Annotated in this window: 20 protein-coding genes and 2 tRNA genes; 6 read left to right on the plus strand and 16 right to left on the minus strand. The window is 62.0% G+C overall.

Going from position 1 to position 21568, the window contains the following annotated elements; all coding sequences use genetic code 11:
- Positions 1-14 precede the first annotated feature (14 nt).
- Both larE and rseP read left to right on the plus strand, forming a co-directional pair.
- Complete coding sequence (larE, locus tag NZ746_10080; GenBank protein ID MCS6817712.1) at positions 15-869, plus strand: ATP-dependent sacrificial sulfur transferase LarE; 855 nt, start codon at positions 15-17, stop codon at positions 867-869.
- A 64-nt stretch (positions 870-933) separates the two neighbouring features.
- Positions 934-2325: an RIP metalloprotease RseP gene (rseP, locus tag NZ746_10085; protein ID MCS6817713.1), complete on the plus strand. Its 1392-nt coding sequence runs from the start codon at positions 934-936 to the stop codon at positions 2323-2325.
- A gap of 22 nt (positions 2326-2347) precedes the next feature.
- On the opposite strand, the gene NZ746_10090 is transcribed toward rseP, so the two are convergent.
- The 11 genes from NZ746_10090 to NZ746_10140 all read right to left on the minus strand — a co-directional run bounded on the left by NZ746_10090 (position 2348) and on the right by NZ746_10140 (position 11720).
- Complete coding sequence (locus NZ746_10090) at positions 2348-2620, minus strand: hypothetical protein (GenBank protein ID MCS6817714.1); 273 nt, start codon at positions 2618-2620, stop codon at positions 2348-2350.
- A gap of 8 nt (positions 2621-2628) precedes the next feature.
- Positions 2629-3126: a biotin/lipoyl-binding protein gene (locus NZ746_10095; GenBank protein ID MCS6817715.1), complete on the minus strand. Its 498-nt coding sequence runs from the start codon at positions 3124-3126 to the stop codon at positions 2629-2631.
- A complete protein-coding gene (accC, locus tag NZ746_10100) occupies positions 3123-4634 on the minus strand; it encodes an acetyl-CoA carboxylase biotin carboxylase subunit (GenBank protein ID MCS6817716.1) in 1512 nt (503 codons plus the stop codon). Before accC ends, NZ746_10095 begins: the two co-directional genes overlap by 4 nt.
- A complete protein-coding gene (locus tag NZ746_10105; protein ID MCS6817717.1) occupies positions 4634-5410 on the minus strand; it encodes a type II secretion system protein GspG in 777 nt (258 codons plus the stop codon). Before NZ746_10105 ends, accC begins: the two co-directional genes overlap by 1 nt.
- Entirely contained in the window at positions 5407-6126 is a 720-nt protein-coding gene (locus NZ746_10110; protein MCS6817718.1) for a CDP-alcohol phosphatidyltransferase family protein, read from the minus strand. The genes NZ746_10105 and NZ746_10110 overlap by 4 nt, the downstream gene beginning before the upstream one ends.
- Positions 6127-6198: 72 nt before the next feature.
- The gene (gene deoC, locus NZ746_10115) at positions 6199-6903 is read right to left on the minus strand and encodes a deoxyribose-phosphate aldolase (GenBank protein MCS6817719.1); all 705 of its coding nucleotides are present in this window, start codon (positions 6901-6903) and stop codon (positions 6199-6201) included.
- Positions 6904-7249: 346 nt separating this feature from the next.
- Positions 7250-7798: an HAD hydrolase family protein gene (locus tag NZ746_10120; GenBank protein ID MCS6817720.1), complete on the minus strand. Its 549-nt coding sequence runs from the start codon at positions 7796-7798 to the stop codon at positions 7250-7252.
- 18 nt (positions 7799-7816) lie between these two features.
- Positions 7817-10156 carry a tetratricopeptide repeat protein gene (locus NZ746_10125; protein ID MCS6817721.1) on the minus strand — a complete coding sequence of 780 codons (2340 nt, stop codon included), beginning with the start codon at positions 10154-10156 and terminating at the stop codon, positions 7817-7819.
- Complete coding sequence (gene kdsA, locus NZ746_10130; GenBank protein ID MCS6817722.1) at positions 10137-10994, minus strand: 3-deoxy-8-phosphooctulonate synthase; 858 nt, start codon at positions 10992-10994, stop codon at positions 10137-10139. The genes NZ746_10125 and kdsA overlap by 20 nt, the downstream gene beginning before the upstream one ends.
- Positions 10995-11000: 6 nt before the next feature.
- The gene (locus tag NZ746_10135; GenBank protein MCS6817723.1) at positions 11001-11420 is read right to left on the minus strand and encodes a DsrE family protein; all 420 of its coding nucleotides are present in this window, start codon (positions 11418-11420) and stop codon (positions 11001-11003) included.
- 48 nt (positions 11421-11468) lie between these two features.
- Positions 11469-11720 carry a hypothetical protein gene (locus NZ746_10140; GenBank protein ID MCS6817724.1) on the minus strand — a complete coding sequence of 84 codons (252 nt, stop codon included), beginning with the start codon at positions 11718-11720 and terminating at the stop codon, positions 11469-11471.
- 137 nt (positions 11721-11857) lie between these two features.
- On the opposite strand from NZ746_10140, the gene NZ746_10145 reads away from it, so the two are divergent.
- The 4 genes from NZ746_10145 (at position 11858) to NZ746_10160 (ending at position 17122) form a co-directional block, all read left to right on the plus strand.
- Positions 11858-13570: a hypothetical protein gene (locus tag NZ746_10145; protein ID MCS6817725.1), complete on the plus strand. Its 1713-nt coding sequence runs from the start codon at positions 11858-11860 to the stop codon at positions 13568-13570.
- A gap of 56 nt (positions 13571-13626) precedes the next feature.
- Positions 13627-15168: an ABC transporter substrate-binding protein gene (locus tag NZ746_10150; protein ID MCS6817726.1), complete on the plus strand. Its 1542-nt coding sequence runs from the start codon at positions 13627-13629 to the stop codon at positions 15166-15168.
- 42 nt (positions 15169-15210) lie between these two features.
- Entirely contained in the window at positions 15211-16821 is a 1611-nt protein-coding gene (locus tag NZ746_10155) for a methylmalonyl-CoA mutase family protein (GenBank protein ID MCS6817727.1), read from the plus strand.
- A 209-nt stretch (positions 16822-17030) separates the two neighbouring features.
- Positions 17031-17122 (plus strand) — tRNA-Leu (locus NZ746_10160).
- Positions 17123-17438: 316 nt separating this feature from the next.
- Here the strand turns inward: NZ746_10160 and NZ746_10165 are convergent.
- From NZ746_10165 to NZ746_10185, 5 genes are all read right to left on the minus strand, one after another.
- A tRNA-Gly gene (locus NZ746_10165) sits at positions 17439-17513 on the minus strand.
- A 228-nt stretch (positions 17514-17741) separates the two neighbouring features.
- The gene (locus tag NZ746_10170) at positions 17742-18014 is read right to left on the minus strand and encodes a hypothetical protein (protein MCS6817728.1); all 273 of its coding nucleotides are present in this window, start codon (positions 18012-18014) and stop codon (positions 17742-17744) included.
- A 372-nt stretch (positions 18015-18386) separates the two neighbouring features.
- On the minus strand, positions 18387-19511 hold the full coding sequence (locus NZ746_10175) for an exo-alpha-sialidase (GenBank protein MCS6817729.1): 1125 nt from the start codon (positions 19509-19511) through the stop codon (positions 18387-18389).
- 22 nt (positions 19512-19533) lie between these two features.
- Positions 19534-20487: a fumarylacetoacetate hydrolase family protein gene (locus tag NZ746_10180; protein MCS6817730.1), complete on the minus strand. Its 954-nt coding sequence runs from the start codon at positions 20485-20487 to the stop codon at positions 19534-19536.
- A 71-nt stretch (positions 20488-20558) separates the two neighbouring features.
- A complete protein-coding gene (locus NZ746_10185) occupies positions 20559-21554 on the minus strand; it encodes an amidohydrolase (protein ID MCS6817731.1) in 996 nt (331 codons plus the stop codon).
- Positions 21555-21568: the final 14 nt, after the last annotated feature.

A 21568-nucleotide genomic window follows, 5' to 3' on the forward strand; every position in this document is an offset into this window, starting at 1 on the left:
TCACCGTACTGAACATGAGCGAGGTGAGGTGGGACGAGCTGCAGCGGAAAGAGGAATGTCTGCGCGAGCTGTTTCGCCAGATGGGATCGGCGATCGTCGCGTATTCCGGAGGCGTGGATAGCGCGTATGTCGCCTTCATCGCGGCTCGCGTGCTCGGCCAGCGGATGCTCGCCGTGACGGCTGAGAGTCCGAGTCTGGCTGCCCGCGAGCGCGAGGAGGCGATGGCGTTCGCTCGGCGCTTTCGGATCCCACATCTCCTGATTCGGACCGAAGAATTCGACGATCCCGACTATCGCCGGAATCCGCCCAATCGGTGTTACTACTGCAAACGCGAACTGTACGAGAAGTTGAGCCGATTGGCGCGCGAACGCGGCTTTCGCGCCATCTGCGATGGGGCGAACGTGGATGATCTCGGCGATTTTCGACCGGGACGCCAAGCTGCCCGCCAATACGGCGTCATTAGTCCGCTCATCGAATGCCACCTCACCAAAGCCGAGGTCCGGGAGCTGTCTCGACGGCATGGCCTCCCGACATGGGAGAAACCGGCCTCGGCCTGTTTGGCCTCTCGCATTCCCTATGGGATGGAGGTGACGGTGGAGAAGCTCCGAACCATCGAACGCGGAGAAGAGATCCTGCGCGAGTTGGGCTTTCGGATCTTTCGCGTCCGTCATCACGGCCCGTTGGTCCGCTTAGAATTCGGTCGCGATGAGTTGCCGCGCGCCGTGGAGCCGGCGATCCTCGAGCGCTTGGTGCGCGAATTCAAAGCGCTCGGCTTCGCGTTCGTGACGCTAGATCTGGAAGGATATCGCATGGGGGCGCTCAACGAAGTCCTCGCGCTGCAGGACGAAGCGGCGCCGAAATCCGGCTGACATGGACAAGGACGCGCGCCTCGAGTACACTTTGTCGCGTGAAATGTCGAAAGGGGAGTAAGCCGTGTTGGACTTTGTGACGACGCTCATCGTGTTCCTCTTCGTCATCGGGGTCCTCATCTTCGTCCACGAGTTGGGTCATTTCGCCGTGGCCAAGCTCTTCAAGATTCGGGTGGAGGTCTTCAGCCTCGGCTTTGGCCCTCGCTTGTTTGGCTTCCGACGCGGAGAGACGGACTATCGCATCTCGGCCATTCCGCTTGGCGGCTACGTGAAGATGCTCGGCGAAAATCCCGACGAAGCGCAGCTTGGTCCGCTTCCACCGGAGGCCTTTTTGGCGCGACCGAAGTGGCAGCGTTTCCTAGTCGCGTTGGCCGGCCCGGCGATGAATCTATTGCTGGCGATCGCTCTCCCGGCCGCCCTCTTTATGGTGAGCTATCCGGGCCCAGCTTACCGAGTCGAGAAAGCCCGCATTGGCGCCATCATCCCTGGCTCTCCCGCCGAACGCGCGGGCTTGCGTCCTGGGGACGTCATCGTCGAATTTGATGGCCATCAGAACCCCACGTGGGGGGAAGTGGAAGACCTCACGCTCGCGAAGCCAAACCAAACGGTCATCGTCGTCGTCGAGCGCGAGGGGAAACGCTTGCGCGTCCCGCTCACGCTCGAAGCGGTTCAAGGTCGATTCGATACCGTCGGCGAATCGGGATTGCTCCCCCCCCCAACGACCGATGGAGTGACCATCGCGCAGGTCGAACGCGGATCGCCGGCGGAAGCGGCCGGATTGCGCCCGGGGGATAAGATCGTCCGCATTGATGACGTGGAGACTACGACCTTCCCCATTCTCGTAGCTGTCGTCAGCCGGAGCATCGGGAAGGAATTGACGCTGACCTACGTGCGCCAGGGAGAACGCCGGGAGGTGAAAGTCGTCCCCTTCAATGATCGCGGGCGTGGACGCATCGGCATCGCTCCGGAACCCGAACCGATGCCGCGCGGCACCGTGCGCATGGGAATGGGCGCTGCGCTGCGAGAATCCTTTCGGCAGAACCTCTTCTACGCGCGCCTCACGTTGGAAGCTCTCGTCGAAGTCCTCCGCGGTCAACGGACTGTGCGCGAGACGTTCGCCGGCCCCGTGCGCATCGCCGATCTGTCGGGGAAGGCGGCCGAACGTGGGCTGAAAGAGCTCCTCATCGTCATGAGCCTCATCAGTCTCAGCCTCGGCCTCTTCAATCTCTTTCCCATTCCCGTGCTCGACGGTGGGCTTATCCTCATGCTCTTCGTGGAATGGGTGATGGGATTGGCGGGGAAAGAGCTGACGATGTCGCTTCGGGAGAAGATTCAGACGGTGGGGCTGGCGCTCATCCTCCTGCTCATGGGGTACGTCCTCTACAGCGACATCGCCATCACGCTCAGCGAGCGCATGCGTCCGCAGAATCCGCCTCCGGCGCACGCGACCCCATGAGTCCCTTGCGGGTGGGGTCTCCTCATCGGCGACGGGTTTCGCTGCGGCGAACCTCTTCGACCTCGCGATCGCGAATTTCCGGACGCACGTCCTCGGCCACCTTCCGCCGCAGCAAGCGCAGCGCGCGATCGCTAGCTTTCTTCAACTCTCGCTTCCCGTCCTCGAACTCGACTTCGACCATCTGCGCATTGCCTGCTCCGATGACGCGAATGATCGTCCCATAGCGCACGCTTGCCGCTCCGGCGTACATGACCTCGTCGCCGACTTGAAACTCGATGCGCGGTTTCGAGGGCATACTCCTCCTTATTCGATCACCGCGAGAAGCTCGCCCGCTCCGACGGTCTGCCCCTCGCGGACGTGAACTTCGGCGAGACGCCCGGACTTCGGGGCTTTCACCTCGTTTTGCATCTTCATGGCTTCCAGCACGAGGATCCCCTGCCCGGCCCGTACCGTGCTCCCGACTTCGGCCAACACGCGCACGACCTTCCCCGGCATGCGGGCCGTGAGCGCGACGCGTCCTTCCGCTCCGACTTCGCTCGTTCGTCCCCGGTGTCGCCGATCTCTCACGCGAAGATGCCACTCCCGCTCTCGAATCGTCACCGTCACGAATCCGTCCTGCGCATTTCCCTCCACGCGCGCCTCGATCACCTGCGGCCCGAAGAGCAGCGTGTAGACACCGGGCTCTGGCGTGAAGACCTTCACCTCGTGAGGGCGCCCGTCCACTTGCACCGTGAGGCCGCCATTGCGCTCCTCGACCTCCACCAAATGTCGTCCGGTTTCAGATTCGACCTCGATCTTCATAGTCGCGACGCGAGTTGAAAGAGTCGTCCTTGCCACTTCCAAACGCTCGTGGGCGTCGTCTGCGCCGGTTCGCGCGATTCCCGTTTGCTCGCGGCGAACAACGCCGCCGCGATCAACGCCGCATCTCGCGAGAGAAGATCCTCTTCCGAATAGGGCGCAGTCCTGCGAGCCGCGAGGAAGCGCGCGAGATAGCCCGTGTCAATGCGTCCCGCCAGGAAATCGGGATCGCGGAAGATCTCCCGATAGAGAGGGACTGTCGTGCGAATCCCAGTGATGGCCGTCTCCTCCAACGCCCATCGCATGCGCTCGATCGCTTGCTGACGCGTATCCCCCCACGCGATGAGCTTCAGCAGGAGCGAATCGTAATGGATCGGGACCTCCCATCCAGCGTAGACACCGCTGTCCACACGGATCCCAGGTCCGAAGGGCAGCCGAAGCGTCTCGATGCGGCCCGCCGAAGGGAAGAAATCGTTCTCTGGATCCTCGGCGTAGATGCGGCATTCGATGGCCGACCCGCGCAATTGGATCTCGCTCTGTCGCAGGCGCAGGGGTTCGCCCGCCCCCAGGCGAATTTGCTCGCGCACCAGATCCACGCCGGTGACCATCTCCGTCACCGGATGTTCGACTTGAATGCGGGCGTTGACTTCAAGGAAGTAGAAGTTGCGCTCCTCATCCACGAGGAATTCAACCGTCCCGGCATTGGTATACCCGGCTGCTTGGGCGAGACGGACAGCGGCTTCTCCCATGCGCTGTCGCAGCTCGGGATCGTTCAAACTGGCCGGCGCTTCCTCGATCACTTTCTGATGGCGCCGTTGCAGGGAACACTCGCGCTCTCCGAGATACACGGCGTGCCCGTAGCGATCGGCCAGGATTTGCACCTCAATGTGACGAGGGCGCTCGATCGCCTTCTCGATGTAGACCGAAGGGTCTTTGAATGCCGCCTGCGCTTCCGCCTGCGCCATGGCCAGCGCGCTCGGCAACTCGTCGGAGGAGCGGACCAGGCGCATGCCTTTCCCACCGCCGCCAGCCGCCGCCTTCAACATCACCGGATACCCTACCTGCTCGGCGATCGCTTGCGCGTGCGCGAGGTCTCGAATCGGTTCTTCCGTCCCCGGGACGATGGGGACTCCCGCTGCACGCGCCAAGGCGCGCGCTTGCGTCTTCTGTCCCAATTGCTCCATCGCCTGCCAATTCGGCCCGATGAAGACGAGGCCAGCCTCTTCCACGGCGCGCGCGAACTCCGCGTTCTCGGCCAAGAACCCGTATCCGGGATGGATGGCTTCGGCCCCCGCTCGCAAGGCCGCCTCAATGATCCGATCCCCGCGCAGATAACTCTCCACCGAAGGCGGCGGACCGATCAAATACGCTTCGTCCGCCAATCGAACGTGCAGCGAGCGCTCATCCGCTTCCGAATAGACAACCACTGGAGAGATCCCCAGCTCCCGACATGCGCGAATCACGCGCACGGCGATCTCTCCTCGATTGGCGATGAGGATCTTGCGAAACATCACCGCATCCCCTCGTCTCTCCCCCGCAGCAGGAGATCATCCCGCAGGACGATGTCGTCGGTCGTCCCCAGAATCCCATCTGGGCCCTTCGAGACGAGTTGGTAGCGCTGGAAGGGCATCGGCGCTGCCGCCGCGACATCTCCTGAGATGGCGCTATAGACGAATTCGCGGCCCCAGGCATCCACGGCCGGCTTCAAATTCGGATCCATCTCCTGCAGATCAATGAGCCGACGCGGATACGTGCCGTACTGCTGCCGATACGTCTCAATAGCCCACGCTAAGCGATAGAGGTTCGCCCGCGTGGCCGCCTCGCGCCGGATGCGCCCATTTTCAATCATACGGGGGATGCGCGCCAGGAAGACGCCCGCGTGGACAGCGAGAAGCAGCATGGCGGCCGCAAGCCCAGCTCGCGCTAACCGTTCTCCACCGTATCGGTCGGGCGCGCGCTGCGCCTCTCGCCGCCCTCGATAAGCGAGATAGGCCGCGATCAGGATCACCGGGACGAAGAAGCGCGCCAGATAGACGAGCATCGAGCCGATCGCCTCCGTCCAGACGAACGGGCTCACATACACCTCATGCACGAGGATGATCGCCTCGATGAGAACGGTGAGAACAATGGCGCTCATGGCCGCGACGGGCTTACCCACGCGCGGCACTCGGAATTCGGGCTCTGGCAGTTGAAGCGCCACCCAGCGCGCGCCGCACGCACACGCCAGTGCTTCGCGAGCGACCGCTCGCCCGCAGCTGGGACAGGCTTTCCCCGACTCGCGCTTCATACTTCCGCCTCCTTCTCCATGCTCGCTCCCCCCGTGAAGGCCGATGGGGAGAAGGCTCGCGATGTCGCCTGCGTCGAGGAGAACGCCTCCGCATCGAGAGCCCGCGTCATCCGCCACGTGTAGTAGACGCGCTGCGCGACCGTCCAATGCGAGAGGATGGCGATGAGCCACAAAACAGCAGGCATCTTGTGAAGGAAATAGCTCCCTTCTGCCCCCGGCACCTCCGTCAGCGCTCCGATGATCAGTAACGTCAGCCGCTCCGGACGTTCCAAGAACCCGACGCGACAATGGGGGATCAACGACTCGGCCCGCGCGCGCGCATAGCTCGTCATCAGCGAACCGATCATCGCAATCCCCGTCAGCACGACGTAGAAGAGGCTTTGATCGGGCGTCGGGCGAGCGAAGTAAACGATCAGGCCGAGGAAGATGATGACGTCCGAATAGCGATCCAAGACCGAATCTAAGAAGGCGCCAAAGCGCGTCACCTGACGGCTCAAACGCGCCAGAGCACCATCGAGGATGTCACAGGCTCCGGCGACGATGAGCACCAATCCAGCGGCGATGAATTGTCCGTGGGCGAAGAGCACGGCGGCCCAAATCGTGACCAGCAGACCGATGACCGTCAGCAGGTTCGGATGCAAGCGATAGCCCGCCAACCATCGGGCGAGGGCATCGCGCGCGATCCCACCATATTTTCCGATCACTTCGCTGAACATGCGCTCATCCGACGTGACTTATCTTAGACCCCACCCCCTCGACTGTCAAACGACTCGCGGAGGACGCCTCGCTCATACTTCGCGCGCCTTTTGAGCGGCCTCTTGCACGATCTTCACGCCCGCGCTTGCGCCGAGGCGGGTCGCTCCCGCTTGGAGCAAGCGGCGCGCCATCTCGGCGTCGCGGATCCCCCCGGCTGCCTTCACCCCCATCTCCGGCCCGACCACGCGGCGCAGCAACAGGACATCCTCGATCGTTGCCCCGCCCTTGCTGAATCCCGTCGAGGTCTTCACGAAATCTGCTCCCGCGCGCTTGGCCAAGACGCATGCCTTCACCTTCTCCTCTTCGGTCAGAAGCGCCGTCTCCAAGATGACCTTGCAGAGGACGCCGAACTCATGACAAGCCTCGACCACGGCGCGAATGTCCTGCTCGACGATCTCACCCTGTCCCGATTTCAACGCCCCGATGTTGATGACCATATCAATCTCGCGCGCGCCCTCGAAGATCGCGCGCCGCGTCTCGTAAACTTTCACATCGGAGAACGTCGCTCCCAACGGGAATCCGACGACCGTGCACGGTCTTACCGCTGATCCTTCGAGCCGCCGGGCGACTTCGCGCACCCAGTAGGGATTGACCACGACGGCGGCGAATCCATAAGCGAGCGCTTCCTCGCACACCCGAAGGATCTCTTCGCGCGTCGCCTCCGGCCGCAGAAGCGTATGATCAATGTAGCGCGCCAAATCGCGCGCCGTTTCAGCCGGCTCCGGTTTCCCTCCCAGCCGCTCCGCCCCCAGGGCGACCGCGTCACGCAACAGTTCGGGCTGTTGTTGGAAACATTCGCTCGGCCCCGGTCCCTCCAGCAAGTCCAGTTCCCGCAGCTTCGCCAAAATGGCTTCGGTAATGTCGGCTACGAGCTTGCGATCAACATTCACCGTCCGTGCCTCCGCGCTCGTTCACCCCCCTTTATATCACACCGGCGCGGGTCGAGACCAGCAAGAAGGGGAAACGCCACGCGCGAACATAAGCGCGAAGAGATGCCCGACTGAACGCGCGCTCCCATCCTGCACAGCCTTCCGGAATCTGAAGCGCGCCAGGAGAACGGTACGGTTCGCGCCAACGAGCAGCTCACAGCGTCGAACATCCCGACGCTTCGAGATAATCGGCGAGCACGCGCTCCCACCTCCCTTGCGCCTTGAGGATCAGCTCGATCGTCTCGCGCACGGCGCCGCGCCCGCCCGCGCATCGAGTCACATAGTGCGCTGCGCGCTTGACATCCTCGACGGCATTGGCGACGGCCACAGCCAACCCCGCGCGCCGCATCGGAGGAAGATCGGGAAGGTCATCCCCGATGTACGCGACCTCCTCATCGCGCGCGCCCTCCTCGCGCAGGATGCGTTCGTAGGCCTCGAGTTTGCGTTCCACGCCCTGGTATAGATGATGCACGGCAACTTCGGCTGCGCGCCGCTCCAACGTGCGCGAATGTCGGATCGTGATCACCCCCGTCCGCAATCCGGCACGCGCGGCGAGCTTCAATCCTTGTCCATCGTGCGCGTCGAAGAGCTTGATGTCATCGCCGTCGGGCAGCAGGATGATGCGCCCGTCTGTGAGCACTCCGTCGCAATCCATGAGGAGCACGCGAATGGCTTGCGCGCGACGCTTGATTTCCTCATCCATCGCTCCCCCTCCCCGCCCTCAGCGTTCGAGGAACACGGGAATGTCATTCAGGATCCAACGCCCGTCGCTTCGCCGCAAGACGTAGAGGGCGCGCGACGACGTTTGTCTTCCGCCGACCGTCGTCGCCGCGATCCGAGCATCCACCAGGACGCGATTGCGATCGAGGGCCTCCGCGCGCAGGATCTCCGTCTTCCATTCCTTGAGGAACGAAGCCCCCGTGATGAATCGCTTCAAATTCTGCGGCGTGACGATCTCGCGCACGGCGGCCGGTCGGCCGGTGCTGAGCGCGCCGTCAAGTTGACGAATGAACTCCTGAACGGAACGTTCAACCGCCGGAAGCTTTTGCGCAGCGCTTTCGGCTCGAATGAGGGCATCGCGAGCCATGAGCAACGAGATGTCCTCGGCGAAGGCGAAGCTCGCTTGGCGAAAATGCTCAGCCGCCTGCGCCGATTGCCCGCGCGCCAGCGCGATCTCTCCCAACGCCATCTGCGCCCACGCGTACACACCGAGCGCTATCGGCTCCTGAGCGAGCGCTTTCTGCACGTATCCCTCCGCTTCATCTCCCCTTCCTAAAAGCGCGAGCGCGCGGGCTAACGCCGCTTGCGCGAGCGGACGATCCGGATCTTGCGCGAGCGCCTGACGCAGCATCGTTTCCGCTTCTTGGACCCTTCCCTGCACCAAGGCCAGCGTCCCTTGACTCACCAGCCGATCGGCCGAGGGCCGCCGAGGCCACGTATCGTTCGTGTAATCGGCTTGAAGATACAAGCGATCCGGATCTACGGTGACGGACACAGGCTCATCGCGAAATCGCGCCTGTCCGTACCCCTGTGCTTCGACGCGCACCGATTGTCGCAGACGTCGTCCTTGAGTCGTGATCCCCTCCACCTCAACCACGGCCTCGCCGCTGCCGAAATTCGCCACCTGAACGGTCCACGTGTCGGCTTCCGCCACGGGCTTCCCCACGGCGAAATCCGGCAGCACGACGTCGGCGAACCATTGATCGAAGATGCTCTTGATGACCTCCGACGCATCGAGCGCCATGCACCGGCGTTGGAAATCCTCGAACGCGAGATTCGCGTCCGAACGCGCAAACATGTCGCGCAGAAGCCCATGGAAGCGCTCGGGTCCGAGCGCGTGCGCCAGCAGCCGTAACACCATCGGCGTCTTATTGAAGATGCTCGTGTAGTACTGACGCGCCAGCAGCGTTTGCCGCAACAATGGGACATCGTAAGCGCTCCCCCCACTCACGAGCGTTGCGTAAGCTCGTCGGAAGCGCTCGATCGCTCGATCTCGACCAGACGCTCCGAATCGATGCTCCAGATAGAGGAGGGCGAGATAGCTCGGCATCCCTTGGTCCAAGACGGCATGTCCGACGCCCCGAATGTTCACGCGCGCGCCCATCCAAAGCCGCGCCATCTGAGCGGCCAGGAAGAAGAGCACGTCTTCGTCGAGCACCTCGCGGGCGAAGATGCGCTCATCAAGGATCAGCAGCCCCGGCGCGCCATAGGCCGGGACCTCGCTCGATGCGATCACGCGTATCGTCCGCTCCAGGGGAACGCCGAAGAATGCCGTGTAGAACTCGCGGAGGCGACCGATCTCCGCCCGCAAGCGCTCGAGCGTCTCTGCGCGAAGCGTCGTCAATCCGCGCGGCACATGGAATTCCACGCCGCCCTGATCCCCCCCAACTCGCTCGAAATCGCGCGCGATGAAGATGGGCTGCGCGAGCATTGGTTCCTCGAACGTCACGAGGCGCCTCCCCCCCTCCACTTTCTCCGCCACCAATCGTCCCGAGGAGAGACCAAAGAGCGCGTCCGGGCTCTCGATGCTCAAGGTGAAGGGCGACAGATCTACGCGATACTCGATCTGAAACGGCGTGTGAATCATCGGCAACCAAAGGCTCTCGGGCAAGAGCACGCATTCTTCCGGCGTCAGCGCCGCACGCGGCGTCGCCTCCTCCACATGGACCGTGTAGGTGAGCGCGAGGCGCACGGTTTGTCCAGCCCGCACGGGTTCCGGGAGCGTCAGGGCGTAGTTGACCAGTCCGGTCATCTCATCTTTGCGCGAAGTGAACGAGAGCGGCGTCTCTTCCAGACGGATCTCCCCAATTTCGGCGATCGGCCCCAGGCGCAGCATGATGCGATCCACGACCTGCGACGAAGGATTCGTGACCGTGAGCGTCATCCGCACGCTTGCCCGCGCCTCGGCCGGCATGAGGCTCACGCGCCCCTCGTAGCGCTCCACCCGCAAGAGCAAATAGGCGGGTGCCGTCGGCTCCTGCGCGAAAGAGCGCCCCACTGCTCCCGAGATGGCGAGCGCCAGGACCCCCCCCCAGACGCGATCACGCCACCGTCGCCTCATCTCCACGCGCCCCCTCGACAGAGCGAACGAGCTGATGAATCTCCTTGAGCACGGTGAGCAGCGGAGCCACGCGCTCCAAGGGGAGCGAATTCGGACCATCCGAGAGCGCGCGCTCCGGTTGATCGTGCACCTCCATGAAGATCCCATCCACGCCGCACGCGACGCCCGCGCGCGCCAAAGGCTCGATGAACTCCGATTGCCCGGAGCTGCGCCCTCCCGCTCCTCCCGGCAACTGCACGCTGTGCGTCACGTCCAAGATGACCGGATACCCAAACGTACGCAGGATCGGCAGCGAGCGCATGTCCACGACGAGATTGTTGTAGCCGAAGGTCGTGCCCCGTTCCGTCACCAGAATCCGCTCGCATCCGACGGTGGTCGCCTTCTCGATCACATACCGCATGTCCCACGGCGCCAGGAACTGCCCTTTTTTGATGTTGACGGCACGCCCACTTCGAGCTGCGGCGACGATCAGATCCGTCTGTCGGGAGAGGAAAGCCGGGATCTGCAGCACATCCACGACCTCGCTCACGGGCCCGACCTGCACCGTCTCATGCACATCAGTGAGGATGGGCACCCCCACCTCGCGCCTGATCCGGGCGAGAATTTTCAAGCCGGCCTCCAACCCTGGCCCCCGAAACGAATGGATCGAGGAGCGATTCGCTTTGTCATAAGAGGCCTTGAAGATGTACGGGAGTCCGAGCCGCCCCGCGATCTCAGCCAAGCGTTCGGCCATCCAGAGGGCATGTTCCTCGCTCTCGATGACGCAGGGCCCGGCGATGACCAGCAGATCCGGCCCCCCGATCACCCGATCCCCAATACGAAAGCTTTTCCTGTTCATCGCCGATCAGAACGTGAAGACCTTCTCCGCATCGCTCACTTCTTCCAGCAGGAAGTCCGTGAGCGTGCGCGCGCCGTCAATCTCCGGGATCAAATCTTCCTCCCGAACGCCATACATGTACATCGAGGATGTGCAAGCGAATAGCCGCACGTCATCACCGTGCTCTTTGGAATCGCGCAAGAAGGCATGCAGGTCCACGAAGTCCGCTTCCCGAAGCCGCCGCATGATCTCCGACTCCATCGGGCGAACGAGGTCCGAGAAATTCAACTCGTTGATGCGCGCCCGAGTGACCTTCACGATGGCTTCGTCGCGAAAGAAGACGCGCACTGAGGTCTCCTGCGATGCCGTCAACGCGCGAATGAGCGTGCTCACTTGGAAGAGATTGTTGAAACTGCCGTTGGACACAATGATCGCGACCTTCTTCATATCCGCCTTCTCACGCACGATCCCCTATCGTCACTGAGAAGGCCAATTTTAAACGAACCCCGTCACTCGAACAACATCGCGCTCAATGTCTCCGATGGCGACCTCATCTCGATGGAAAGGCTTGCCATCAACTGCCGATCGCACATGCCGGATGACGGCCTCTCCACCTTGCGCTCCCGTTCGCGCCTCCGGGGAGCAACGGATCACTCCGCACTCCCATGGGAAACGCTCTCGCCGTTCGCCGCGGCTGCTGAGGCCGTTCATGCGCGCGGGTTCAGCGGCGGAGTCAAAGATGCCCATCAATCGAGGCCTGCTCGCGCCCATCTTCGTCCGGCTGACATCCTGACGGCTTTCTCCCAACGCGGACGCACAGCAAATGGGCATCCAATCGGTGGCGTGATATAATGTTGGCAAGCGCATCAAGGGGGGATCAGATCATGAAGGCACGAGTCTTTTGGAGCGGATTTTTGATGGGACTCTTCGCGCTTGGGCCGACGACGGGTCTTGTGCGCGAAGGGTCAGCGAGTGTCCCACAACGCCGTCAGGGCACGCGGCCCGTGAAGCCGCAAGAAACGGGGCTTGAATCGCACATCCCTCATGATGTGGCGGCTGTCGTTTTCATCCGCGATCTCTCGGCATTTCGAGAAGGCGTGCGGCAGAGCGCACTGGCGCGCGCTGTCGCTGGGGTCTCGCTCCCTTTGACTCATTATCTCCGCGAGATCGCGAATCACCACGATCTTTCCGATGCTGCGAGCCTCGGTCCGGAAGCTCGATACGCGCTCGTCGTCCCAGAGGCCGCGGATTCCTTCCGCGTCATCGTACTCGCGGAAGCCACTTCGAGCGAGAGCGCGGCACGCGCGGTCGAACACTTGCGCGTGGCTTTTGAACGTCTCGGCCCCGTGCGTTCGCACCAGGGACGATCCGTTTCGATCCTTCAAACGAGCCAATCCCTTCAGGGTGAGCCCCTCGGTTTCGCCCGGATGGGACGCGTGCTTCTTTTCGGGCCGACGACGACCATCGAGCGCCTGGTGGAGGATCCGGCGAAGAAGCCCACGCTTGCGGAATCCTCTGGCTTTCGCCTCCTCCGCGAGCGATGCGCTGGAGGAACGGCTTTCGCCTTCCTGAATCTCGAACGGATCATGCCATATTTGATCGGCCAACTGACGGCGCGCACCTCGAGTGGTTCGATCTCGCTCTTGGTCCCGATCCTTCAATTCATCGGTCTCTCGGCCTTCAAGGCCGTCGGCTCCTCGCTCGCGCTCGAGGGGAGCACGGTTCGTGAAGAGTATTGCGTCCTCATTGAGCGGGGACACAGTGCGATGATCGCGGCATTGACGGAGTTGCCGCCCATCGAATTCGCCACAGCGCACGCGATCCCCGAAGACGCTGCGCTCGCGATCTTCGCCGGAGTGGATCTCATGCGCCTCTATGAGGCCACTTTGGCGACGCTCGGACCGCTCCTCACGGCCCAACTCGGAGGGCAATCGCCGGAAGCCGCCGTTGCGTTGCTGGAGACGCAGCTTGGGTTCCGCATCAAGGAGGACTTATTGGCTGCCCTCGGATCCGAGCTGGCCATCGCGTGGTCGTCATCGGCCGGTCTCATCGAGCGCGATTTCATCCTCTCCGTGCGGAATTCCGATCGCTTGCGCGCCATCTTGGAGAAAGTCGTCGCACGACAGGGGCTACGCCCCATCGCCCATGGTGCGCATACGATCTATCCCCTCGCGGATGATACCGCGGTCGCAGTCACCGCTGCGGAGGCCATCATCGCTCGTCCCGAACGCGCGAAGCGACTTCTGGATGAACGCGATCGCGGCCGAGTCCTCGGACGCACGCCGGAATTCGCGCAGTGGATGCGCGAGCGACCGCCTCAAGCGGCGCTCGGCGTCTACGCGACGCGCGCGGCCTTTCGCCTCCCATGGTTACAGCCACTGGTCGCCGACGCGCGCTCGGTCGAATCCCTTCCCCTGCAATTGTTGACCGGATTCGGCGTCCGCGATCCTCTGGGCCTGAGGGGAACGTTCACTTCAGCCCTTGGCTCCCTCATCCTTCTGGATGCCCTCCCGACAATCCGAGCGGGGACTCCGGCATCCTCCCTGTTCAGCGCGCTTGCGCGATTCACGCGCATGTTGGCGGAAGGCTCGCGATGACAGCCGAACGCAGGGCGAGGATCGGCGCGCGACGCAGATGGCAATGGGGAATGAGCATGGTGCTCATTCTCCTCGGATTCCTCCCCCCGCTCGGATGCCATCGCCCGCAACAGACGCATACCCTCGTCATCGCCATTGAGGCACCGCCGCTGACCTTCGATCCGCGCGGCCCCACAAACGCCGTGACCGCGCGCTTGCAGCAGCTCCTCTTCAACACGCTCACGCAGAAGGACGAACGCTTTGAGATCATCCCGGAGCTGGCCGAGTCCTGGGAGATCTCCGACGATTTCACCGTCTATACGTTCCGCCTCCGCCGCGGCGTGCGATTCCACGATGGCCGAGAACTGACGGCGCGGGACGTCGCCTATACGTTCAACACGCTGATCGCTCCGACGTTCGACTCCCCTAAGCGAGCGGCCTTAAGCAAGCTCGAACGCGTCGAACCCGTGGACTCTCACACCGTCGTCTTTCGCTGTCGCGAGCCCTATCGGGGATTGCTCGTGGATCTGATCGCCATCGGCATCATCCCGGAGCATTCGGGCGAAACGATCGCGCGACAACCGATCGGCACTGGCCCCTTCCGATTCGTGCGTTACGTGGAGAACCAAGAGGTAGAACTGCTTGCCTTCCCGGAGCATTTTCAGGGCGCACCGCGCGTCCGCCAACTTCGGGTGAAGATCGTGCGCGATCCGACGACGCTCGCTCTGGAGCTGCTCGGGGGGACCGTTCACTTCGCCTTGAACGCACAACTTTCGCCCGACTTCGTGGCCGAGCAGCAAGCGAGCCAACAGCTCCAGGTCGCGATCTCTGACGGCGCTGCGCTCGAATACCTCGGACTCAACACGACCGATCCCATTCTCCGAGATCGCCGCGTGCGACAAGCGATCGCCTACGGGATCAATCGCCAGGCCATCATCGTGAACCTGCTGCGCGGACAAGCCCGACCGGCCAAGAGCGTCCTCCCGCCGACGCATTGGGCCTATCACGAAACCGTGAAGACCTACGAATACGATCCGGCGCGTGCCCGCCAACTGCTGGATGAGGCCGGGTATCGCGATCCCGACGGCGAGGGTCCGCAGCCGCGCTTTCGTCTCACGCTCAAGACTTCCTCGGCCGAACATCCACGAAAGATCGCCACGGCCCTTCAAGAGCAACTGCGCGCCATCGGCATCGAGTTGCAGATTCAGTCCTTCGAATTCCAGACGTTTTTGAACGACATCAACACGGGGAATTTCCAGCTCTTCTTCCTCCGGCAGATCGGCGCGAACCAATTCCCGGACATCTTCAAAGCGGCCTTCGGCTCCCGCTCGATTCCGAACGATCCGACGATCCGGGAGTCGGAACGAACGGGTTTCCTCAACCGCGCCCGCTATCGAAATCCGCAACTGGACGTTCTGATCGCGCGCGCTGAGGCGGCCAACGATCGCGCTGAACAGCGCGCCCTTTATGCGCGAATTCAGGAGATCCTGGCCGAGGATGTGCCGTGGATCTACCTCTGGTATCCGGCTAACATCGCCTTGGCGAATCCCCGCGTGCGCATTCCGACCATCCCCACCTCCGGCGATTTCCAATTCCTGAAAGATGTCGAGGTGCCGTAAAATTGATCGGGACTTCGGAGAAGCGAGAGGAGGAAAGGGGTAATGGAACCGACGGGAACAAAGAGCGCGGAGCGAAAAGCGCGGTTTGAAACCTCATCTCACATTGAACTGAAGGCCGTCTATCGGGCGAGCGACCTCGCCGGGTTCGATCCCGAGCGCGACTTAGGCGAGCCGGGAGCCTACCCCTTCACCCGCGGCGTCTATCCGACGATGTACCGCGGGCGGTTGTGGACGATGCGCCAATACGCTGGATACGCGACGGCCCGCGAGTCCAACCGCCGCTATCGATATCTTCTGGAACAAGGGCAGACGGGGCTCAGCGTGGCGTTCGATCTGCCCACGCAGATGGGCTACGATTCGGATCACCCGCTCGCACAAGGTGAAGTTGGGAAAGTCGGTGTGGCCATTGACACGCTCGCCGATATGGAGACGCTCTTTGAGGGCATCCCGCTGGATCGCGTTTCGACCTCCATGACGATCAACGCGACAGCGCCGATTCTGCTGGCCATGTATTTGGTCGTCGCGCGCAAGCAAGGCGTCGCCTGGGATCGCGTGAGTGGCACCGTTCAAAACGACATCCTGAAGGAATACATCGCGCGCGGGACGTACATTTATCCTCCCGGGCCGAGCCTGCGCTTGTGCACGGACATCTTCGAGTTCTGCACGCGCCATGTTCCGAAGTGGAACATGATCTCCATCTCCGGCTACCATATCCGCGAGGCCGGGGCGACGGCTGTACAAGAATTGGCGTTCACCTTCGGCGACGCCATCACCTATGTGCAAGCGGCCGTGGACCGCGGATTGATCGTTGATGAGTTCGCTCCGCGCCTCAGTTTCTTCTTCAACGTGCACAACCACTTTCTCGAAGAGGTGGCGAAGTTCCGCGCCGCCCGACGCATTTGGGCGCGATTGATGCGAGAGCGCTTCGGAGCGCGCGATCCGCGTTCGATGATGTTACGATTCCATGCGCAGACGGCCGGTTCGACGCTCACGGCCCAGCAGCCCGAGGTCAACGTGATCCGCGTCACGTTACAAGCTCTGGCGGCCGTGCTCGGCGGCGCGCAATCGCTCCATTGCAATGCGCGAGATGAAGCTTTGGGCTTGCCCACAGAGGAGTCGGCTCTTTTGGCGCTCCGAACGCAACAGGTCATCGCTTATGAATCGGGCGTCGCCGACACGGTGGATCCCCTCGGCGGCTCGTATGCCATTGAGAGCCTTACGAACGAGATCGAGCGGCGCGTCTTCGAGTATCTCGAACGCATCGAGGCGCTGGGCGGGATGCTGCGCGCCATTGAGCTTGGATGGGTGCAAAGAGAGATTCACGAATCTGCTTACGAATATCAACGCGCCGTCGAGTCGGGCGAACAGATCGTCGTCGGTGTGAACCGCTTCGTCCTTCCCGAAGAGCGTCCGATTCCTGTCCTCCGCATTGATCCGGAGATCGAGCGCGCGCAAATCGAGACCTTGCGTCGCATCAAGGCCGAGCGCGATCACGCGGCCGTGCGCACGGCGCTTGCCGAGCTGGAGGAAGCCGCTCGTTCGACCGAAAATCTCATGCCCTTCATCATCCGTGCTGTCGAAGTCTACGCGACGCTCGGCGAGATCAGCGACTGCCTCCGTCGCGTCTTCGGCGAACATCGCGAATCCTTGTGAGGCTGATCCCGCGCCCTCGCTTCAGGCGTGAGAACGCGTTCGGAGGATGAGCGACATCTCTGAGAGAACACCAAGGCCCGTTCTCTTCCCCCGCAGAGTGCTCTCTCTGGTGTTCGGCGTCCCTTCTTGCGAAGGGATGACGAGCCCCCTCAGCTTGACGCAGCGCGCATCCCCTCGCTAGAATGGCTGCGGCGCGAGAACAGAGGTGGGCCGGAGTGGCGGAATTGGCAGACGCGCCAGACTCAAAATCTGGTGGCCGCTTGAGACGGCCGTGTCGGTTCGACTCCGACCTCCGGCACCACATCCCCTCTTGAATGTTCGACTGAGGCGACTGAGCTCAACCTCTTTTGAGGGGATGGCGAAGCTTGAGCGTCGTCACCCGCGTGAAGTTCCGCATATGCCCGAACTTCCTTTGAGGAAATGGCGAAGCCCACTCCCTATTGAGGCGATTCGGCGTTTCAAAACCACCTCCGCGAGTTGGAACAACCCCTATTTCTGTTGATCCCGGAGCCAACATCAATGGGCGACCACCCTCAGGTGGCAGAGGACGTCCTGGTCCTGTGCGAGGCCAATGGCGAAATCCTTCGAGCGCACTGGCATTCCTCGCAAAAAAATAATGGAGCGGGCGACGGGATTCGAACCCGCAACACTCAGCTTGGGAAGCTGATGCGCTACCGTTGCGCCACGCCCGCTCCCGCGATCCCCATTGTCAAAGAAGCCCTCGAAGGAAGGTGTAGAATTTAGCCAAAGGTCCTTGAAAAGTCAATGCCGGAGACGCGCCGAGCATGGATCCCCCAAACCTCCTTTGAGGCCCCCCACGACATCCCATCGGTTGGCTCGAATCAGCGCCACTCCGTCTCCTCCACTGTCGGGAAGATCAAATTCCGTCAACGGAAGTCGAGGTGTTCGCTCGTCAGTCGTCACGCCAACGTCTGGATGAGATAATCAACCGCATGAATTCCGCCATCGGCGGGAGGAATGGATCGGGCCACGAGCGCGCGAACCGGTAACTGGTTCAGTGCTTGCCGATAAGCGTCGTTTCCACTCCCGAACCACGAGATGATCAAATCGAAGGAAGTCAGGCGCTCCCGAAGGTCCTCTGGCATCTCTCCGTTGAAGAGGTGATAAAGTGGCAGCGAATCCAAAGCATGAGCGCGATCAACCAGCCCTCGCCCTTCCAACAACGGAGGCAAGGCCGGATGTCCGAAATAACTCAATCGTAGCTTGGGGAGCGCTTCGTCGGACCGCGGCGATGGCCGGCAACGCCAGCAGGAGATCGCCGATCGCTCCTTCGTGAACGATCAGGATTCGTTGCCCAGGACTCTCGCCCACACGCGACTCCCTTGCCTTGGGTTCTTCCTCAGATGCGCTCCTCGAACGAGGCGCAGGGACATGCGTCAATCTACCGACCCGATGACCTGGAGTCAACCCAAAGCGTGATCCCTGACAGCAAAATCAACCTCGGCACAATGGGTGACGACCTAGGAGCTGAATTAGGTAATTTCGGAACCTGGGGCCTTCGCCACGATTCCGTGTGGACCTACCGATTTTTTGGTGAGGCGTTTCTAGAGTGCGAGCCGCACCCACTGGATGCCCATCGCCGTCTCATCACCAGCGTAGAAAGCCACGAACACCGTGCCATCAGGCAGCAGCAGGGGAGTTGGATGACCGAAAGTCCAGCGGCCCATATCCACCCAATACTCATCAAAAGCGCGCTTGCCCCCCATACCTGATTCCCGACCGCCGTGCTTTTTCTCGTAGAAGACGATCTCCTCTTCCGTCCTCCACGTCCTGCCGAAATCGTCGCTCAGGATGGCCCTCAGGCTGGGCGGATCATGACGATGCACATAGGCGGCGAAGACACGACCGTCTCCCAACGCTAGGGGCGCACAAATCTGTCCGGCAATGCCAATGGAGACAGGCTGACTCCATTGTCGGGCATCTGGCGAGCCCCAAGCGATATGGATATCCCGGTCCTGTTGCGCCTGGCGATCGTATGTCCAAAACATGGCGATCAACTCCCCCGTTTCTGGATCCATGGTGAGACGCTGATCCCAATAGAGCACTTGCCCAGACGGATCGTGGGCGACAATCGCCATCTCGTCCCACGTCATACCGCCGTCGGCAGAGATGCGCAAGGCAGCGTGGTGATGCCCCGGACGAGGATCATCGTACTCCTTCCAGGCTTCGTAGGGTAATGCCAGCCGACCATCCTTCAGAAGCAACAGGGAGCCGGTCGTCGCGTTGCCTTTGTGAGGCGCCAAAGGGACTTCATGGGGCGTCACCCATGAACGCCCATCATCTTCGGACCAGGTGAAAAACACTTTGGTGGGCAGAAGCCCCTGAGTCTGAGGATTCGCTAGGGGCCGCGTCGGATCCGAGCGATCTACCCAAGCCAGTGAGGCGATAAGCCTGGTGCCAAGAGCAGTGAGCGCAATGCAGCGGATGCGGCCACCACTGCCTGGTGGGAATTCTCCGAATCCGTCCAACACCATCTGCCACGTATAGCCTCCATCATCGCTGGCCATGATACGGACATCCTCGTCGGCCGAATCTTTGGAGCTGCCGGAGCGAAAGCCGACTATGAGTCTTCCACTCTCCAGCCGCGCCAGCGACGGGAAAGTGCAGAAGCGCGCCTCCAACGGAGCGGAAGTCGCATCGAAGATAACGCCCCGATCAATAATCCGCACGCTGATTCCTCCTAGTAAAGGCTTAATGGTCTTTGGAAAGGTCAAGATGCTCCGCATCAATTCGGGCGTCGCAAGGGGGAGGGCCATCTTGCGTGAGGGTTTCCATCACCACGCGGTTGCAGAGCTGGCCGATTCCCTCAATCCAGGCGACGACTTCATCCCCGTCCTTCAGGAAAGCCGGAGGACGACGGGCCATGCCCACGCCCGGTGGCGTCCCCGTCGAGAGAATGTCCCCAGGCCGCAGCGTGAAAAGCTGCGAGAAGTAGTGAATCAGATACGGGATCGAGAAGATCATCTCCCCCGTGTGCGAATCCTGCCGCAGCTCCCCATTCACCCACAGCCGCAAGCGCAGGCCGTGAGGGTCGGGCACTTCATCAGCCGTCACCAGAAACGGACCGCAGGGAGCGAAGCCGTCAAACGTCTTGCCGTGCGTCCACTGGCCGGTCCGAAACTGAAAATCCCGCGCACTCACATCGTTGAGCACCATGTAGCCCGCTACATACGCCAGGGCCTCCGCTTCAGAGAGATATTTCCCCTCTCTCCCGATCACCACGGCCAGCTCCACCTCGTAATCGAGCTGCTCGACAGCCAGCGGTCGCAAGATCGGATCATACGGCCCCGCTAGGGTATTGGCGTACTTGGCGAAGAAAACTGGCTCTGCGGGAATCGGCATCCCTGCCTCTCGCGCATGATCGCGATAGTTCAAGCCCAAGCAGATGATCTTCTCCGGCCTCCGCACCGGCGGTAAAAGCCGCACCTCCGAAAGCGGCGCCATCGCCTCGTGCGGAACCCCTCGTTCTCCTTCTCGAATCGCCATCTCCAACCGCCGTGCTTGTAGAAGCACTTCCTCTCCTCGTTCCAAAAGAGCGCCCACATCGCGAAGTTGTGGATCCCGAACGCTCAGACTGTAGACCCACTCCCCCACGACGATCCCGACCTGTTCCTTTTCCCGCCACACGTAACTCGCTAAGCGCATATCCCTCTCCTCATGCTCTGCACACTCTCCGCCGTGACCCACACGGTGATCCTCTAGCGTACACGAGACGGCTACCCTCCACCCACTCCCAACAGTTCAACAGCATTCCCGAAGAAGAGAGCTTCGATTTGAGAATCCGAGAGTCTGAGATTCAACGCGGCAAGCTTCAAAACCCGCAGCGATTCGATCCCGACGAGGACAGGGCGGATATCCGCATATTCTGTGCGGCGGCTCAGGTCATGGGCCGAGAGCCAAAGGAAGGAGTCGCCAACCGCCACACAGCGGCCCCGCATATGGGAGACGGGGAAATCGGAGCCATAGAGCAAGCGATCCACACCGAAGATTCGGAGAATAGCCTCGAACGCGCCACATTCGGTCACCGCCGAGGTGTCGAACCACAAATTCCCCAGCCCGCGCAGCGCCTCGATCCCCATCACCGTATGATGCGGATTGAAGCCGCGGCCAGCGTGCGCGAGGATGAATCGCGCGTCCGGATAGCGCTTGGCATACTGTCGAATCGCCTCTTGATTCGCCGGATCGGCGAGCGCGCGCGAGCGCACGATGTGGAGGGTGATCGTCAGCCGCTCCTCATGCGCGATGCGCACATGCTCTTCGGGCAAATAGCTGGGGATCGTTGCTTCGAACGTGGGACGCTCTGCGGCATAGACGTGATAGCATTTCAAGCCGACAAACCCTTCTCGCCGGACAGTCTCGCGGATCAGCTCTGGATCCATGTCCGGACGAATGAGCATCTGCGCGCGGGAATGCGGACGACGCCTCGCCTCTCGGACGACGAAATCGTTGGCGGCCATCAGGTCCAGACTGGCATTGGGGAAGCCGAAGAAGAGCCCCTCGATTCGCCGCTGCGGAAACATCTCCGTCATGAGCGCCTGATAGATCTCCATGCCGACGCGCTCAGGCCCCTCGGCGCACAAAGGCGGAATATGGCCGCTGAAGTGACGCACCTCGTAAAGATGCGCGTGAGCATCGAAGAGACGTGGCGGAATGAACGTCTCCAATTCCCGAGCGAAAAGCTCTCGATCCTCGTCGAGGACGCGCCAGTTCATTCTCTATCCCTCGA

Source organism: Blastocatellia bacterium (genome assembly GCA_025055075.1).
Lineage (GTDB): Bacteria > Acidobacteriota > Blastocatellia > HR10 > HR10 > HR10.

Excerpts from the sequence above, each read along its gene's own strand:
- NZ746_10110 (MCS6817718.1), bottom strand. The coding sequence starts at position 6,126 with ATGTTCAGCGAAGTGATCGGAAAATATGGTGGGATCGCGCGCGATGCC.
- accC (MCS6817716.1), bottom strand. The coding sequence starts at position 4,634 with ATGTTTCGCAAGATCCTCATCGCCAATCGAGGAGAGATCGCCGTGCGC.
- NZ746_10185 (MCS6817731.1), bottom strand. The coding sequence starts at position 21,554 with ATGAACTGGCGCGTCCTCGACGAGGATCGAGAGCTTTTCGCTCGGGAA.
- larE (MCS6817712.1), top strand. The coding sequence starts at position 15 with ATGAGCGAGGTGAGGTGGGACGAGCTGCAGCGGAAAGAGGAATGTCTG.
- NZ746_10090 (MCS6817714.1), bottom strand. The coding sequence starts at position 2,620 with ATGCCCTCGAAACCGCGCATCGAGTTTCAAGTCGGCGACGAGGTCATG.
- kdsA (MCS6817722.1), bottom strand. The coding sequence starts at position 10,994 with ATGAACAGGAAAAGCTTTCGTATTGGGGATCGGGTGATCGGGGGGCCG.
- NZ746_10125 (MCS6817721.1), bottom strand. The coding sequence starts at position 10,156 with ATGAGGCGACGGTGGCGTGATCGCGTCTGGGGGGGGGTCCTGGCGCTC.
- NZ746_10140 (MCS6817724.1), bottom strand. The coding sequence starts at position 11,720 with ATGGGCATCTTTGACTCCGCCGCTGAACCCGCGCGCATGAACGGCCTC.
- NZ746_10120 (MCS6817720.1), bottom strand. The coding sequence starts at position 7,798 with ATGGATGAGGAAATCAAGCGTCGCGCGCAAGCCATTCGCGTGCTCCTC.
- NZ746_10135 (MCS6817723.1), bottom strand. The coding sequence starts at position 11,420 with ATGAAGAAGGTCGCGATCATTGTGTCCAACGGCAGTTTCAACAATCTC.
- NZ746_10105 (MCS6817717.1), bottom strand. The coding sequence starts at position 5,410 with ATGAAGCGCGAGTCGGGGAAAGCCTGTCCCAGCTGCGGGCGAGCGGTC.
- NZ746_10150 (MCS6817726.1), top strand. The coding sequence starts at position 13,627 with ATGGTGCTCATTCTCCTCGGATTCCTCCCCCCGCTCGGATGCCATCGC.
- NZ746_10095 (MCS6817715.1), bottom strand. The coding sequence starts at position 3,126 with ATGAAGATCGAGGTCGAATCTGAAACCGGACGACATTTGGTGGAGGTC.
- NZ746_10180 (MCS6817730.1), bottom strand. The coding sequence starts at position 20,487 with ATGCGCTTAGCGAGTTACGTGTGGCGGGAAAAGGAACAGGTCGGGATC.
- NZ746_10155 (MCS6817727.1), top strand. The coding sequence starts at position 15,211 with ATGGAACCGACGGGAACAAAGAGCGCGGAGCGAAAAGCGCGGTTTGAA.
- NZ746_10145 (MCS6817725.1), top strand. The coding sequence starts at position 11,858 with ATGAAGGCACGAGTCTTTTGGAGCGGATTTTTGATGGGACTCTTCGCG.